12 protein-coding genes are annotated in these 14,115 nt (G+C 41.2%); 5 read left to right on the forward strand and 7 right to left on the reverse strand.

The window, feature by feature from the left end:
• Positions 1-12 precede the first annotated feature (12 nt).
• The gene (locus tag PN471_RS08980) at positions 13-2,529 is read right to left on the reverse strand and encodes a DNA gyrase/topoisomerase IV subunit A (RefSeq protein ID WP_271776552.1); all 2,517 of its coding nucleotides are present in this window, start codon (positions 2,527-2,529) and stop codon (positions 13-15) included.
• Positions 2,530-2,854: 325 nt separating this feature from the next.
• Here PN471_RS08980 and PN471_RS08985 point away from each other — a divergent pair, with 325 nt between their 5' ends.
• The gene (locus tag PN471_RS08985) at positions 2,855-3,253 is read left to right on the forward strand and encodes a response regulator (protein WP_193895753.1); all 399 of its coding nucleotides are present in this window, start codon (positions 2,855-2,857) and stop codon (positions 3,251-3,253) included.
• Between the two features lie 59 nt (positions 3,254-3,312).
• Here the strand turns inward: PN471_RS08985 and PN471_RS08990 are convergent, their stop codons facing one another.
• The 4 genes from PN471_RS08990 to PN471_RS09005 form a co-directional block, all read right to left on the reverse strand.
• Positions 3,313-4,173, reverse strand: a complete 861-nt coding sequence (locus tag PN471_RS08990) for a tetratricopeptide repeat protein (protein ID WP_271776558.1) — start codon at positions 4,171-4,173, stop codon at positions 3,313-3,315.
• 89 nt (positions 4,174-4,262) lie between these two features.
• A complete protein-coding gene (locus tag PN471_RS08995; protein ID WP_271776559.1) occupies positions 4,263-5,732 on the reverse strand; it encodes a sensor histidine kinase in 1,470 nt (489 codons plus the stop codon).
• Positions 5,733-5,868: 136 nt separating this feature from the next.
• Positions 5,869-6,294, reverse strand: a complete 426-nt coding sequence (locus PN471_RS09000) for a type II toxin-antitoxin system VapC family toxin (protein WP_271776553.1) — start codon at positions 6,292-6,294, stop codon at positions 5,869-5,871.
• 9 nt (positions 6,295-6,303) lie between these two features.
• The gene (locus tag PN471_RS09005; protein ID WP_271776554.1) at positions 6,304-6,516 is read right to left on the reverse strand and encodes a hypothetical protein; all 213 of its coding nucleotides are present in this window, start codon (positions 6,514-6,516) and stop codon (positions 6,304-6,306) included.
• Positions 6,517-6,661: 145 nt separating this feature from the next.
• On the opposite strand from PN471_RS09005, the gene ppk1 reads away from it, so the two are divergent.
• Both ppk1 and PN471_RS09015 read left to right on the forward strand, forming a co-directional pair.
• Positions 6,662-8,827, forward strand: a complete 2,166-nt coding sequence (gene ppk1, locus PN471_RS09010) for a polyphosphate kinase 1 (protein ID WP_271776555.1) — start codon at positions 6,662-6,664, stop codon at positions 8,825-8,827.
• 328 nt (positions 8,828-9,155) lie between these two features.
• A complete protein-coding gene (locus tag PN471_RS09015) occupies positions 9,156-9,584 on the forward strand; it encodes a response regulator (protein ID WP_193897780.1) in 429 nt (142 codons plus the stop codon).
• A 260-nt stretch (positions 9,585-9,844) separates the two neighbouring features.
• On the opposite strand, the gene PN471_RS09020 is transcribed toward PN471_RS09015, so the two are convergent.
• Entirely contained in the window at positions 9,845-10,027 is a 183-nt protein-coding gene (locus tag PN471_RS09020; protein ID WP_168642260.1) for a hypothetical protein, read from the reverse strand.
• A gap of 137 nt (positions 10,028-10,164) precedes the next feature.
• Between PN471_RS09020 and PN471_RS09025 the strand changes: the two genes are divergently transcribed.
• Positions 10,165-10,707 (forward strand): DUF2854 domain-containing protein, encoded by a 543-nt coding sequence (locus tag PN471_RS09025; RefSeq protein WP_193897776.1) that lies wholly within the window; start codon positions 10,165-10,167, stop codon positions 10,705-10,707.
• A 286-nt stretch (positions 10,708-10,993) separates the two neighbouring features.
• On the opposite strand, the gene PN471_RS09030 is transcribed toward PN471_RS09025, so the two are convergent.
• On the reverse strand, positions 10,994-13,444 hold the full coding sequence (locus PN471_RS09030) for an ATP-dependent Clp protease ATP-binding subunit (RefSeq protein WP_271776556.1): 2,451 nt from the start codon (positions 13,442-13,444) through the stop codon (positions 10,994-10,996).
• A gap of 243 nt (positions 13,445-13,687) precedes the next feature.
• On the opposite strand from PN471_RS09030, the gene PN471_RS09035 reads away from it, so the two are divergent.
• A complete protein-coding gene (locus tag PN471_RS09035; RefSeq protein WP_271776560.1) occupies positions 13,688-13,984 on the forward strand; it encodes a DUF3288 family protein in 297 nt (98 codons plus the stop codon).
• Positions 13,985-14,115 lie beyond the last annotated feature (131 nt).

Here is a 14,115-nt window from a genome sequence, read left to right on the forward strand (position 1 = left end):
TCTTAACAAACCCTACTCCACCTCCACCACACTAATAACCCTCTCATCCCTGTTAAGTTGACAAATACTCTCACCCTTACTATCTTTGTTGAGATTAGGAACTGTATCTACTGATACGCGAATTACTCGCTCCCTATTTGTCAATAATGCGACCTCTGAACCTGGTTTTGCGGGAACCATAGCCGCTAAATTGTCCGTTTTATTATTGAATTTTAACAGTTGTATGCCTAAATCCCCGCGATTCGCCGCCCTCAACTGATTAGCAGCCATAATTTTGCCATATCCTTCTTCAGTCACCAGCAATAATTGGTGATATTTGCTGACATTGACACAACCAACCATTTGCTGATTTTTCAAAAGGCGGAAAGCTTGTAACCCCATTGCAGCTCGACCCATAATCGGTAGTTGTTCATCATTAACGGGAAACCTGAGTAGACGACCGCTAGAACTCGCTAAAATTAGATGTTCTCCGCTGCATAGGAATTGGGTAAACACTAATTCATCCTTGTCTTTAAGCTTCAAAATTGTAATCCCTCGCCGTGAGAGATTCACAAATTCCGATAAAGATAGGCGTTTAATCCGTCCTTCCTTAGTTAACAAAACCATTTCCAAGGTTTCCGGTTTTTCTGGCAGCAAGAACCGGGTAATGATACCTTCCGTGTTACCTTGGGCGGTACTGGTAAGCATCGTAATCAATGGCGTTCCTCGCGCTGAACGTCCCGTAGTTAGAGGAATATCTCCCACCGTAATCGGGTAAACTTTACCACCGCTAGTGAGGATTAACAGGTCTTTGTGAGTATTAGTCAATTCAGTTTGGATCAGGAAATCATGATCCAGCAAGCCATTTTCCCCTTTTGTTCTTTTACTATTGGGGGAAATCCGCCGGATATAACCCCGTTGAGTAACTTCTAAAATGGTTTCTTCTAGAGGTTGTTCCGGTTTAGGAGTGGGGATTTTTGCTGGAGAATTTTCTTCTGCGGCTACTGCTGCTTTAGCTTTACCTTTATCTTCTGAAGCTGGTTTTTCTGTGGTGTGAACTATTTTCGTCCGGCGAGGATCATTATATTTCCGTTTGAGAGTTCGCAAATCTTTTTTCAGGGCTTTAAGTAATTCTCGTCTGTCTGCCAGTAATGTTCGTAATACGCTAATTTCCTGGTTAAGTTGGTCAAATTCCTGTTGTAAGTTTTGTTGTTCTAAACTGGTGAGACGACGTAATGGCATAGACAAAATGGCATCTGCTTGTACCTCCGTTAAATCTAGCTGGCTACAAAGTGTCATCTTGGCTGTACTGCCATCGGGGGCTTGTCGTAATATAGCAATAACGTCATCTAGATTTGCTAAAGCTTTTAACAATCCTGCCAGAATATTTACCCGATTTTCAGCTTTTCCTAATTCGTAACTGTAGCGACGGGTGAGGGTATGTTCTCGGAACTTGAGAAATTCCTGTAATAGTTGCCGTAATGTTAATTGTCTAGGTTGTCCATCAACTATGGCTAAGAGAATCGCGCCAAAGGTGGTTTGTAAAGCTGTTTGGTGATACAAATGCTGGAGTAGTTCTTGGGGGTTGGTATCGCGTTTGAGTTCAATAACCACGCGCATTCCCTCCCTGTCACTCTCATCTCGAATGTCAGAAATTCCGTGTAACCGACTTTGATTGACTAAATCGGCGATTTTTTCAATCCAAGCTGCCTTATTAACTTGAAAGGGCAGTTCTGTGACTATTAATGCTGTACGGCGTTTAGTTCCCCTGGTGGCGGGAATTTCTTCCATTGTGACGATACCGCGCATGACAATAGCGCCTTTACCAGTGGTATAGGCTTCTTTAATGCCACCATGATCAACAATTTCCCCACCAGTAGGAAAGTCGGGACCAGGAATTAATTGAAATAATTTTTCATCGGTTAAATCTGGGTTGTCAATTAAGGCAATTAAGCCATCAACGATTTCTCCCAAGTTGTGGGGGGGAATATTTGTTGCCATACCGACAGCAATTCCCGCACAACCATTCAGTAACAAAAATGGTAATTGAGCCGGGAGTACAGTTGGTTCTTGTTGAGAATTGTCGAAGTTGCCAGTAAACTCCACTGTCTCTTCGGCAATTTCCGTCAACATTCCTTCGTGTCCGACCGGTGCGAGACGGGTTTCCGTGTAACGCATGGCTGCCGGTGGGTCATTATCCACGCTACCAAAGTTACCATGTCCACCGAGTAGGGGATAACGGCTGGAAAAGTTTTGGACTAACCGAACTAAGGCATCATAAACTGATTGATCGCCGTGAGGATGATATTTACCGAGAACATCTCCCACCACACGGGCGCATTTTCGATAAGGTCGGTCTGGTGTTAAACCCAGTTCGTGCATGGCATATAGGATGCGCCTATGTACTGGTTTTAATCCATCTCGAACGTCTGGTAAGGCTCGCCCCACAATCACACTCATGGCATATTCTAGGTATGACCGTTGCATTTCGGTGTGCAGGGCGGTGGTGATGACCTGTCCCTTGGAGAGAAGGTTTAACTGTTTTGCCATGAGGTTTTTCCCTGAATTTTCACTACACAACAGCCGCTAGAAGATAACACCCTCTAAAATCACAGCATAACGCAAATAGAAATACTCACATAATCTTGATACTCATGACGAGAAAAAGCAGTAGTATTATTTTTGATGTGATCTATGCTTAGGAACGCAAATTTAATAACCTGCAATTCTGATTTAATGTGGAATGGTGCGTTACGCTGTCGCTAACACACCCTACTTTTTTACTTTTGCACTTTATTTAATTCACATTCCTTATGGATTATTAAAAATACAACAGATGTTGATCCGATGTTAGCCCTATTTAGTATCAAATCTCATGAAAACCGTCCTAATTGTTGAAGATGATTTAATTAATGCTCGTGTTTTTTCTAAAATACTGAGTAAACGTGGGGGGTTGGATGTAAAACATACAGAAGATGTAGAGGAGGTGATGAAAATAGCTCAATCCCATGAAATTGACCTAATTTTGATGGATGTGTCTCTATCACGTAGTGTATACCAAGGTAAGTCTGTTGATGGCATCAAAATTACACAAATGTTAAAGTCTGACCCACAAACAGCTAACTTACCAGTGATTTTAGTAACGGCACACGCAATGGAAGGCGATCGCGAGAATTTTTTGCACCAAAGTGGTGCTGATGGTTATATTTCTAAGCCTGTGGTCGATCACCAACTGTTTATTGACCAAATTATGGCTCTTTTGTCACAAGGATAGTCATTGGTCATTGGCAAATTCTTTCCTCCTGCTCCCTGCTCCCTGCTCCCTGCCCCCTATTAGGGTGTTTCCTCCTTTGGCTGTGAGGCTGATTTGATTTCTGGTATTTCTAAGAATTTTTTGGTGTCTGCAAGTAGGCGATCGCCCCACAGGTTTTCTTTGAGAAAATCTAAGTTGGCATAACGGGAATCTATGCGGAGTGCAGATACTCCCATTTCTAAACTTTTTCGTTTATCGCCTTGATGATAGGATGCTACGGCTAAAGCGAGTAAAGGTTCTGCGGCTTTTTTGTCAATACTCACTGCTATTTGCCATTGCTGAATTGCCCCCGGAATATCACCTTGCTCGTATTTGATTAAACCAATATTGTTAATTGCTGGCCAAAACTTTTTATCTTGGTTAGCTGCTAAATTGAATTGAGCGATCGCCTCTGGGAATTTCTGTAACATCAAGTAAGCATTACCCAAATCAAACAATCCCCCGGAATAATTGGGTTTTAATTTCAAACCCGCTTGATAATGGGTAATAGCTCCTTGGTAATCTTTTTTTTGAAATTTGGCTGAACCCAATGCAAATAGCACTTCAGGATTTTTAGGGTTGAGGGTTTGGGCTTTGTTCAAGGAGATAACAGCTTGATCAAATTCTCGATTTTGTAAATGTAAACTTCCCAGTAACCACCATACTTTGTGATTTTGCGGGGCTAATTTCGCAGCTAATTGCGCTCTAAATAAAGCTTGTTCAACCTGCTGAAACTGCGCTAATTGAGCCGCTTCCTGGGCTAAATTCAAGCCCTGTTTCTCTAACTGAGCATTATCAATTTGTACTGTATGCGGAATGAATGCCTGAGCATGAGCAGCTTTTGGCAAACTCCATACACTGATTGCTACTAAAAGAGAAATCAACCGAATATATTTTGGCACACTACTACCTTCTAGTCTGAATATTGGCATCTTATCGCTAACGCTTTCGCTGAAGATAGCTTAACAAAATCAGATGGGTTGGTCATTGGTCATTGGTCATTGGGTAATTTTATTCTTCCTCCTGACTCGGTGACTCCTTCTTCTGACTCCTGACTCCTTTTATCAAAAATTGGCAAAATAACGGTGAAAGTAGTACCTTCCCCCAGATTGCTAGTTACTTGAATTTGTCCTTGATGATGCTCGATAATGGCTTGAGCGATCGCTAATCCTAATCCTGAACCAGTAGTTGTGGCTGTAGTAGTTTTCCCACCTCTATGAGTTCGTGCCGGATCAACTCGATAGAAGCGGTCAAATAACTTTGGTAGCGCGTCCCCAGGAATACCAATGCCAGTATCACTAACTTTTATTTGTAAATGAGAATTAGTGTAACGCCTTCCTGTCACCCGGTTTATCCCCTCTATTCTTGCTAACTCCACTTTTATGACCCCTTGAGGTGGAGTATATTGCAAAGCATTACCAATCAAATTTGTAAATACTCTCACTAATTGCTCCCAATTTCCCGTGAGCGTAAACCAATTTTCTAATAATTCGGGATTAACTTCCGTCAACGCACAATCAACTAAATTCAAACCCAAATTAATTTGTTTTTCTCTAGCTATAAATTGTTGTTCTTCGACAACTTCCATTAACAAAGCATCAAGAGGACAAGATGAAAATAAATCTGTGCTAATACCACTATCCTGTCTAGCCAAAAATAGCAAATCATTAACTAACTTCCCCAATCTTTGCGTTAGTCGTTCGACCACCTTTAATTGTTGTTTATATTGAACAGTATTTGTTTCTTCTTCCCCTGTATCCAAATCAGCCAAAGCAATTTGCACATTAGTTTGAATTAAAGCAATTGGACTTCTTAATTCATGGGAAGCATCAGCAGTAAATTGTTTTAAGCGTTGATAAGATTCCCCCACAGGTTCCATCGCTTTACCTGATAAAAACCAACCACTAGCCGCCACTGACAAGATCATTAAAATAATCCCTAAAGCCAAATCAAAAATTAATTCTCGACTAGGTTTCGTCACCTCAAACCAAGGATGACTAACTCGTAAATAACCTAAAATCTGTCTTCCTAATTCTATCCTTTTTGTCACTTGTCTAAATAACTGTGCCGATTCTCCCCATCCTCCCATGCCTTCTATTCGCACAGTTTCACCTGGATGATGAGTATGAATAGGAATATCTAATTTTTCCGAAAAAGTTGACCACAGTAATTCACCATTAGGACTAAACCACTCTAAATCAATCCGATCATCTTCGGCACTTTCAGCATTATTAGGAAAACTGGCTTCTACATTTACTCGTAATTGATGCGGTTGAAATTTTATCGGTTCAATTACTAAAGAGCGCTCGACAACTTCCACAACATGATATAATGTATCGTCAATTCGCTCAACTAATGTACTGCGAACATATAAATATACTCCACTAGCAAATAATAATAGTAAAATTGCCGTTATAGCTGTGTACCAAATTGCCAACCGCCGACGGGTAGCTTGAAACAAATAAATAGACATAAAATTAATAAATTGATAACCTTTCAAGATTTAAGATCATATCCAGGTCGGAGTTTAGGGTAAAAAAGGTTTTTTCCTGTTTCTAGAAGACGCATATTTAATTTTCCAAGATGTCTATTTATTATCATGCGGCTGACCAATCTTCTATTTGTAGCTCTAAAATTTTTCCAAAATCTGATCTATTACGAGTGAGCAAAGTTGCATTGTTGATTAGAGTAATGGCGGCAATTTTCAGATCCATATTCCCCAGACGAGGATAGACTTTTTGTAGGCGTTGATGCTCTAAAGCAGCCCCACGGGTAAAAGGAATAATCCTAATAGATTGATAGTCAAGTGCTAGTTGCTGTAGTCCTTGATAACCTAAGATTTGTGCTTCTAATGTTCTTGCTTGGGATAAGAAATTGAGCCTACCTCTAATTTGTTCTTCATAGGTAATTACAGTCACCGCAACTTCGTTCTCTTCTATAGTTGCCAGCCTCGCTAAAATTTGCTTTCCTTCCTGCCCATTACGCTGGATCAAGCTGAGATGATCTGTGTCAAGAATATACATGATATTAAACTATTCAGCAGAGTTGCGCCATTCTTGCCCTAAGTTAACTACTTCCTCAAAGTTAGGATCGTTTTCAAAGCTACCAGCAATTTTCAGCCACCAAGGAGTTTTTTTAGGAACTAATACAGATAGCATTTGTCTCATTTGTGCTAATTCTGTTTCTAAGGTTGCAACTCGTGACTCAAGTTGTTGAGATTGGTCTTCAATTTGTTGGGAGATCATATAAATTTTTAGGAAAATAGAGTTATAGGGTTATTTTAACAATAGCTCAAATATCTAGATCAAGAATCGTCAAAATCTATGCAGTAGCAATTAAGATATTGATATTCACGCTTTATAGACAATGTCTACCTATATCTAGGTGATCATGGCAAAACCAAAAAAGAATTCTGCTTCCATGAATCTGAGTGATCCACAATACTACATCAACCGTGAGTTAAGTTGGCTAGAATTTAATAATCGGGTCTTACATGAGGCTTGTGATCCTAGAACTCCTCTGTTGGAAAGGCTGAAATTTTTAGCCATTTTTAGTTCCAATTTGGATGAGTTCTTTATGGTACGAGTAGCAGGTTTAAAACAACAGGTAGAAGCCACTGTTAATTTATTAACTCCCGATGGCCGGACACCACAGAAACAACTAGATGATATTCGGCTGCATTTGAGTCCCCAAATCAAAAAACACAATGGGGAATTTGAGGAAGTGTTGCGACCACTATTAGTCCAACAGGGAATCTATATTCTGGATTACATAGAATTGAATCCCAAACAGCGAAGTTATCTAGATCACTATTTTGAAGAGCAGATTTTTCCAGTTCTGACTCCTCTTGCTGTTGATCCTAGTCATCCCTTTCCCCACATTTCCAATCTCAGTTTAAATTTAGCAGTGGTGGTCAAAAATCCCGATACGGAAGAGGAGTTTTTTGCCAGAGTTAAAGTTCCTCAAGTTTTACCAAGATTTTTGCCATTACCCCCAGAGTTGAGAGTTCAAGACAATGGGAAAATTGCTAATTGGTCAGGGATTCCCTTAGAACAAGCGATCGCTCATAATCTAGAATCTCTCTTTCCCGGCATGAGTATCCAAGAATATCACCCCTTCCGCATTACCCGCGATGCTGATCTAGAATTAGAGGAAGATGAAGCCGACGACCTGTTATTAGCCATTGAACAGGAACTTCGTAAACGCCGCATGGGGGGGAATACCGTCAGGTTAGAAATTCGCTCCCAAACCCCTGCATTAGTTCGTTCCCGTCTCTTAGAAGATTTGGGACTCACCGAAAGCGATATTTATGAAGTTGATGGTCTGTTGGCACTACGGGATTTAATGTACTTTCTGGCACTACCACTACCGGAACTTAAAGATCCCCCTCGTCAATCCGTCGTTCCTTCCCGTTTACAAAGACTCAGAGAACCCTGTATTGATACTGACGTTCTCGAACAAGAAGAGGGAAAAGACTTCTTTTCCATAATTCGCGAAAAAGATTTGCTAGTTCATCATCCCTATCAATCTTTCTCCGGGACTGTGGTGCGGTTTATTACTAGTGCCGCCCATGATCCTAACGTCCTAGCCATCAAAATGACTCTCTACCGGACTTCTGGAGACTCACCCATCGTCAATGCTTTAATTGCAGCAGCAGAAAATGGTAAACAAGTTTCCGTCCTAGTCGAATTAAAAGCCCGATTTGATGAAGAGAATAACATTTATTGGGCCAGACGTTTAGAAAGAGTTGGCGTTCATGTTGTCTATGGTTTAGTTGGCTTGAAAACCCATAGCAAAATCGTCTTGGTAGTGCGACGAGAAAAAGACAGAATGCGCCGTTATGTCCACATTGGAACGGGGAATTACAACCCCAAAACCGCACGACTCTATACAGATTTAGGCTTATTTAGTTGTCGAGAAGAATTAGGTGCAGATTTAACAGATGTGTTTAACTTCTTAACAGGCTACTCTCGCCAAAAATCCTATCGAGAAATTATGGTAGCACCTGTGAATATGCGCGATCGCTTTCTCGAACTAATTAAACGCGAAATTGACAATGTGCAAAACGGATTTTCCGGTCGCATAGTTGCCAAAATGAACGCCCTAGTTGACCCACAAATCATTTCTGCCTTGTACGAAGCCTCCCGTGCTGGAGTCCAAATTGATCTAATTATTCGGGGAATATGTTGTTTGCGTCCCGGTCTACCAAATCTCAGCGACAACATTCGCGTTATCAGCATCATCGGCCGCTTTTTAGAACACTCCCGCATCTATTACTTCTACAATCATAACCAAGAAGAAATATATATCGGTAGCGCCGACTGGATGCGGCGTAATTTAGATCGTCGCGTCGAAGTTATTACCCCCATTAAAGACCAAGAAATTGCCAAAGATCTACAAGAAATCTTAGGGATTATGTTGGCAGATAATCGTCATGCTTGGGAATTACAACCTGATGGCAATTATATCCAAAGATGCCCAGGTGATAACTGTCCAGAAGCCAATTCTCAAAAAACAATTACGTCAATGGCTTTACGTTCCGCCGGCATAAATTAGACTCTCATTAGTTGCAGCAAAAGTGAATCATCACCTCAAATTCTGATCAAGTCAGCATATCTGAATTTACATACCCTTTTGTCAAGTCTTCATCTTCCTCCTGACTCCTATCCACCACAAAAAGACCTTTTTCGTAAACCCCACATAACAAATCTGTAATCTTCCCATGACAGTTTCCTATTTAGTGCATCTGCCACATCGGCATTATGCGGAAATTGCATAAAATTCAACTTTTAGCCCCCAAAATTCACCCATAAGACAGAGTAAATTTAGAACTCGCATTCATAAACTATAAGCATGCATATTTATTATTTTTTTGGAATGTTAAATGTTGTCCAAAGAGCCTTCTAAGATGCGCGTTCTTATAGTTGATGATCATGAACTGACTCGGTTAAGTTTGCAACTAATTTTTTCTGTTCAAGAAAATATTCATGTTGTTGGTTTAGCTAGTAATGGTCAAGAAGCTATAGACATAGTTAAATGCCACAAACCTGATGTGATCATTCTTGATTTACAAATGCCGATTATGGATGGTTGGTCAGCATCTAATTACATTAAAGCCATATCTCCAAATACTCAAATCCTGGCTTATTCTTCAGTAGATGAATTATCTTTTCAGAACCACAAAACTCAACATCAATTTGATCAAGTTTGCACAAAAGATATTCCTACAAAAGAACTCATTACTTTAGTCAGACAATTAGGCAGCAAAGTTGGGTATTCTTCATTTTTTGAAGAAAGATTGCATTCTGCTTAATCTTCATTTTAGGTTGGGTTAAACCACAGCCCAACCCAACACATTGATTGAGTTTTTGAAATTTGCCCAAAGTATTGCAATTATTAAATACCTTCACAATTCCTTGTCGGTTGGGTTAAGCGACAGCACCACCCAACACATTGATTGAGTGTCGTCTCTCAAACCAACCTACAAATCAAGACTTTTTTCAATTTGCCAAAGGTATTGTAATTATCAATTACCTTTTTTCCCGCCTAAATTGACATAACCAACAACTTGGGTTAGTTATTTCCCGTTTCAGGAAGAGTCCGTTTAAACTCATCAAGTAAATCATCCAACTCTTCCAAAGCTTGATTTACATCAACTCTTAAAGTTCCTAGATTAGGTTGTTCCAATAAACTCAGCAAGCGCTCGCGTTTACCTTGAACAGTGCTAATTCGGTCTTTAATTGTCTGAATATCCATTTTTTTGCTTCCTATTTTCAAACACTTCAAATCTAAAGTTAACGCAAAAAGTCAAAATCTCCATATCTCCTTTCCCAATTTGTCACCAATCAGGGATGATAATAAAAGATGAAAATAAATTATACTAATCTCAAATTATGCTCGGCAGAATTTCTTTAGGAACACTTGGCTTAACAATAGGGACTATACTGACCATAACAGGTTTTGTTGCCTACTTTGTAGATAATGCTACCCTCAATCTAGTGGGATTTTTCTATGGATTTCCCCTATTACTGGGAGGTTTGGCCCTAAAAGCCAATGAACTTAAACCTGTACCCTTCAGCCAAACTAGCACACCATCCATCCTCGAACTCAGGAAGCAACAAGCAACAGTCACACAGACCAAAATCCGCAAAGACATCACCCGCCACTGTTATGGGCAAAAAGCTCATTTAGATGTAGCCCTAGCCTATCTAGGTTTAAGTCCCACCGACGAAGAAAGACCAGTCGTCACTGGTTTGCGAGAAACCGAAATCAACGGTGCTTATACCTTAATTCTAGAATTTGACTCACCACTCATCACCTTTGGTACCTGGGAACAAAAGCAGGAAAAAATGACCAAATATTTTGGACCAGGTGTAGAAGTCAGCCTCAAACAACCCAGAGAGAACTACATCGAACTGTATTTGATGAAAATTTGACCTAAAGGACAAGGTAAGTAGTCGGACAAAATTAAATTCACTCGTTGAGAGAGGGAACTCTTAACTCTTAACTGGGAACAGAAAAATCAGTTGTGTAATTAATTCTGTCCCATTACTTATTGTCAGTTAAAACGGACTTCAGCTATTTGGATTTTATCTCGGTAAAACCCAAGGATTGTAAAGTTTTGTTGCAAGATACCACACTTCTGAAAAAAAACCATAGGAAAGGTGGGTTAACAATCAAGTCACCCACCAAATAAATTACCGATATTGTCGAAATCTGTAATTAACCAACATTAGTTAGTAACAACTCACGGGTTTCCGATTTTCTGACTTTTACCTGGCCATCATCATCTACATCCACAATAGCTTTATCTCCATCTGCTATTTCCCCAGATAATATCGCTTCCACCAAAGAATCTTCCAGTAGACGCATAATAGCACGGCGTAGTGGTCTAGCACCGTAGCTAGGATCATAGCCTTCCTGGACAACCTTCTCTTTAAAGGCTTCTGTCACTTCTAAAGAGATGTTCTTATCCTTGAGACGACTACCAACATCACGCAGCATGATTTTAGCAATTTGCTTGACTTCATCTTTGTTAAGTTGAGTGAAGACGATAATATCATCCACCCGGTTGAGGAATTCGGGACGGAAATAGGCTTTGAGTTCTTCGTTAACTAGGTTACGAATGCGATGATAACTAGCGTCTGCGTGATTATCAAATTCAAACCCTAAGCTGCTACCACCTTTTTCAATTACCTTAGAACCGATATTAGAAGTCAAGATAATTAATGTATTCTTGAAGTCTACTTTCCGACCTTTGGCATCCGTAAGATGACCGTCATCTAAGATTTGCAGCAGCATATTGAATACATCAGGGTGCGCTTTTTCGATTTCGTCGAATAGCAGCACTGTGTAGGGTTTGCGCCGTACAGCTTCCGTTAATTGTCCGCCTTCGTCGTATCCTACATAACCTGGAGGTGAACCTATCAACTTGGAAACGTTGTGGCTTTCCATGTATTCGGACATATCCAAACGCACCATTGATTCTTCCGAACCGAAGAAGTAAGCGGCTAAGGCTTTGGCTAATTCGGTTTTACCAACACCGGTTGGTCCAGAGAAGATAAAGCTGGCAATGGGACGATGAGGACTTTTTAAGCCGACGCGGGCGCGACGAATAGCGCGGGAAACGGCTGTAACTGCTTGTTCTTGACCGATGAGTCTTGTATGTAAGGTGTCTTCCAGATGTAAAAGTAACTCTGATTCAGATTCAGTCAGTTTGTTGACGGGAACACCTGTCCAAGAAGCGACAATTTGGGCGATGTCTTCTTCGTTGACGAGGGGAGAGTTAACGGTTTCCTGATTTTCTTCTAAATCGAGTCTGGCTTGCAGTTCTAATTCTTGTATTCGCAATTTACCAGCTTTGGCAAAATCTTGAGTTCTGATGGCTTCAGATTTGGCTTTGGTAGCGGTGGTTAATTCCCGTTTGAGTTCCTTGTTATTCGCAATGCGGGAGTGACGCAAGCGGACAAGAGAACCAGCTTCATCAATTAGGTCAATGGCTTTGTCGGGGAGGAAGCGATCGCTAATATAACGATCTGCCAATTCAGCCGCCGCCATTACCGCTTCATCAGTAATATTAACTCTATGATGCTGTTCGTAAGCGCCGCGTAAACCATAGAGAATTTCAATAGTTTCTGCTACTGATGGTTCTCCTACCAAAACGGGCTGAAAACGTCGCTCTAGAGCCGCATCCCGTTCGATGTGTTGACGATATTCATCTAAGGTGGTCGCACCAATACACTGGAGTTCACCCCGAGCCAGAGCCGGTTTGAGGATATTAGCTGCATCCAAACCGCCTTCTGTGCCACCTGCACCCACCAAGGTATGAATTTCATCAATTACGAGGATGATGTTCCCGGCGGCGCGAATTTCGTCCATGATTTTTTTGAGGCGTTCCTCAAAATCACCCCGGAAGCGAGTTCCCGCCACTACAGACCCCATATCCAAACTAATTACTTGTTTATCAAGTAAAATTTCGGGAACGTCTTGATTGACAATGCGTTGGGCTAGACCTTCAGCGATCGCTGTTTTCCCCACACCTGGCTCACCAATCAAAACCGGGTTATTCTTAGTCCTACGACCGAGAATTTGCACCGTTCTTTCAATTTCCGTCTGGCGACCAACTACTGGGTCTAGTCTGCCCTCCTGAGCCAGTTTGGTCAGGTTTCTGCCAAACTCCTCTATGGATAAATTTTGATTGCGCTGGGAACTACTTCTACCACCAGTGACAACCGCTGTATCTTCACCCAATCGGCTCATCACCGCCGAACGGACGACAGGTAAATCCACTCCTAGATTTTGTAATACTTTGGCGGCGACTCCTTCACCAGCCTCCGTTAAACCTAATAATAAGTGTTCAGTGTTTATGTAATTATGTCCAAGACCGTGAGCTTCTCGGAAAGATTGCTCAAACAGGCTTTTGACTTTCGGGGTAAAAGGAATTTCCGGTGGGACAAACCCAGAACCCCGGCCAATTATTTTTTCTACTTCCCGACGGGATTCTTTCAAGGTAACACCCAACTCAGCCAGTACCTTAGCAGCAACACCTGTTCCTTCTCCCATTAAACCCAGGAGAATTTGTTCTGTTCCTACAAAGTTGTGTCCCAGTCGTCGTGCTTCCTCCTGAGCTAACATGATTACCCTAATGGCTTCGGAAGTGAAGTGTTCAAACATAGCGGGTTCTTTCCCTCGTGCTGCTTGGACTTTGGGTGAGATATAAGTTCACCCTCATCTAAAGTTTCTTGTATTTTCTTAAAGATAATGTATCTTTATTTTAAGCTGAATGGCAGTAGTGAGAGCCGTAAGTGACAAGGCGTAGTTGCCGTCATTCACTAGATTATGGTGGATAATTAGCAATGGTCGAGATTTTGGCTCTTGAGTTGTTGATGGATTGCTAACTTCGTACAGGTATTAATGATGACAGAAATTCCCGGTGGTAAAGACCAACAACATCCACTCTACAACCGCGATCGCCCCCTTATTGATATTTTACTCGCTCAAGACGCAAGCGATTACAATTTATCAGAATTAGCTAGACTAAAAATTCGTTATCAAGGTTTCCCCGGTGCGCGAGACATCCAAAGTAACTTGGATAAAGTTTTGCAACGCTGGGGTTTAACTGAAGCTGAACTATTTACCAAAACCCGTCAAATCCATGATACAGGCGGAGTTTACAAAAGTCGTGGCAAAAAAGATGAGCAGGATTGGAATTAAGGAGTCAGGAGTCAGGAGTCAGGAGTTCAGGAGTTCAGGAGTTCAGGAGTTCAGGAGTCAGGAGAAAGAAAGAAGAAAATTCTTTTCCCTATTACCTGTAACCTGTAACCTGTCACCTGTAACCTGTAACC

The sequence above is a fragment of the Aphanizomenon sp. CS-733/32 genome, assembly GCF_028330045.1.
Taxonomy (GTDB): Bacteria; Cyanobacteriota; Cyanobacteriia; order Cyanobacteriales; family Nostocaceae; genus Dolichospermum; species Dolichospermum gracile.

Excerpts from the sequence above, each read along its gene's own strand:
- PN471_RS09035 (WP_271776560.1), top strand. The coding sequence starts at position 13,688 with ATGACAGAAATTCCCGGTGGTAAAGACCAACAACATCCACTCTACAAC.
- PN471_RS09025 (WP_193897776.1), top strand. The coding sequence starts at position 10,165 with ATGCTCGGCAGAATTTCTTTAGGAACACTTGGCTTAACAATAGGGACT.
- ppk1 (WP_271776555.1), top strand. The coding sequence starts at position 6,662 with ATGGCAAAACCAAAAAAGAATTCTGCTTCCATGAATCTGAGTGATCCA.
- PN471_RS09015 (WP_193897780.1), top strand. The coding sequence starts at position 9,156 with ATGTTGTCCAAAGAGCCTTCTAAGATGCGCGTTCTTATAGTTGATGAT.
- PN471_RS08985 (WP_193895753.1), top strand. The coding sequence starts at position 2,855 with ATGAAAACCGTCCTAATTGTTGAAGATGATTTAATTAATGCTCGTGTT.
- PN471_RS09005 (WP_271776554.1), bottom strand. The coding sequence starts at position 6,516 with ATGATCTCCCAACAAATTGAAGACCAATCTCAACAACTTGAGTCACGA.
- PN471_RS09000 (WP_271776553.1), bottom strand. The coding sequence starts at position 6,294 with ATGTATATTCTTGACACAGATCATCTCAGCTTGATCCAGCGTAATGGG.
- PN471_RS09030 (WP_271776556.1), bottom strand. The coding sequence starts at position 13,444 with ATGTTTGAACACTTCACTTCCGAAGCCATTAGGGTAATCATGTTAGCT.
- PN471_RS09020 (WP_168642260.1), bottom strand. The coding sequence starts at position 10,027 with ATGGATATTCAGACAATTAAAGACCGAATTAGCACTGTTCAAGGTAAA.
- PN471_RS08980 (WP_271776552.1), bottom strand. The coding sequence starts at position 2,529 with ATGGCAAAACAGTTAAACCTTCTCTCCAAGGGACAGGTCATCACCACC.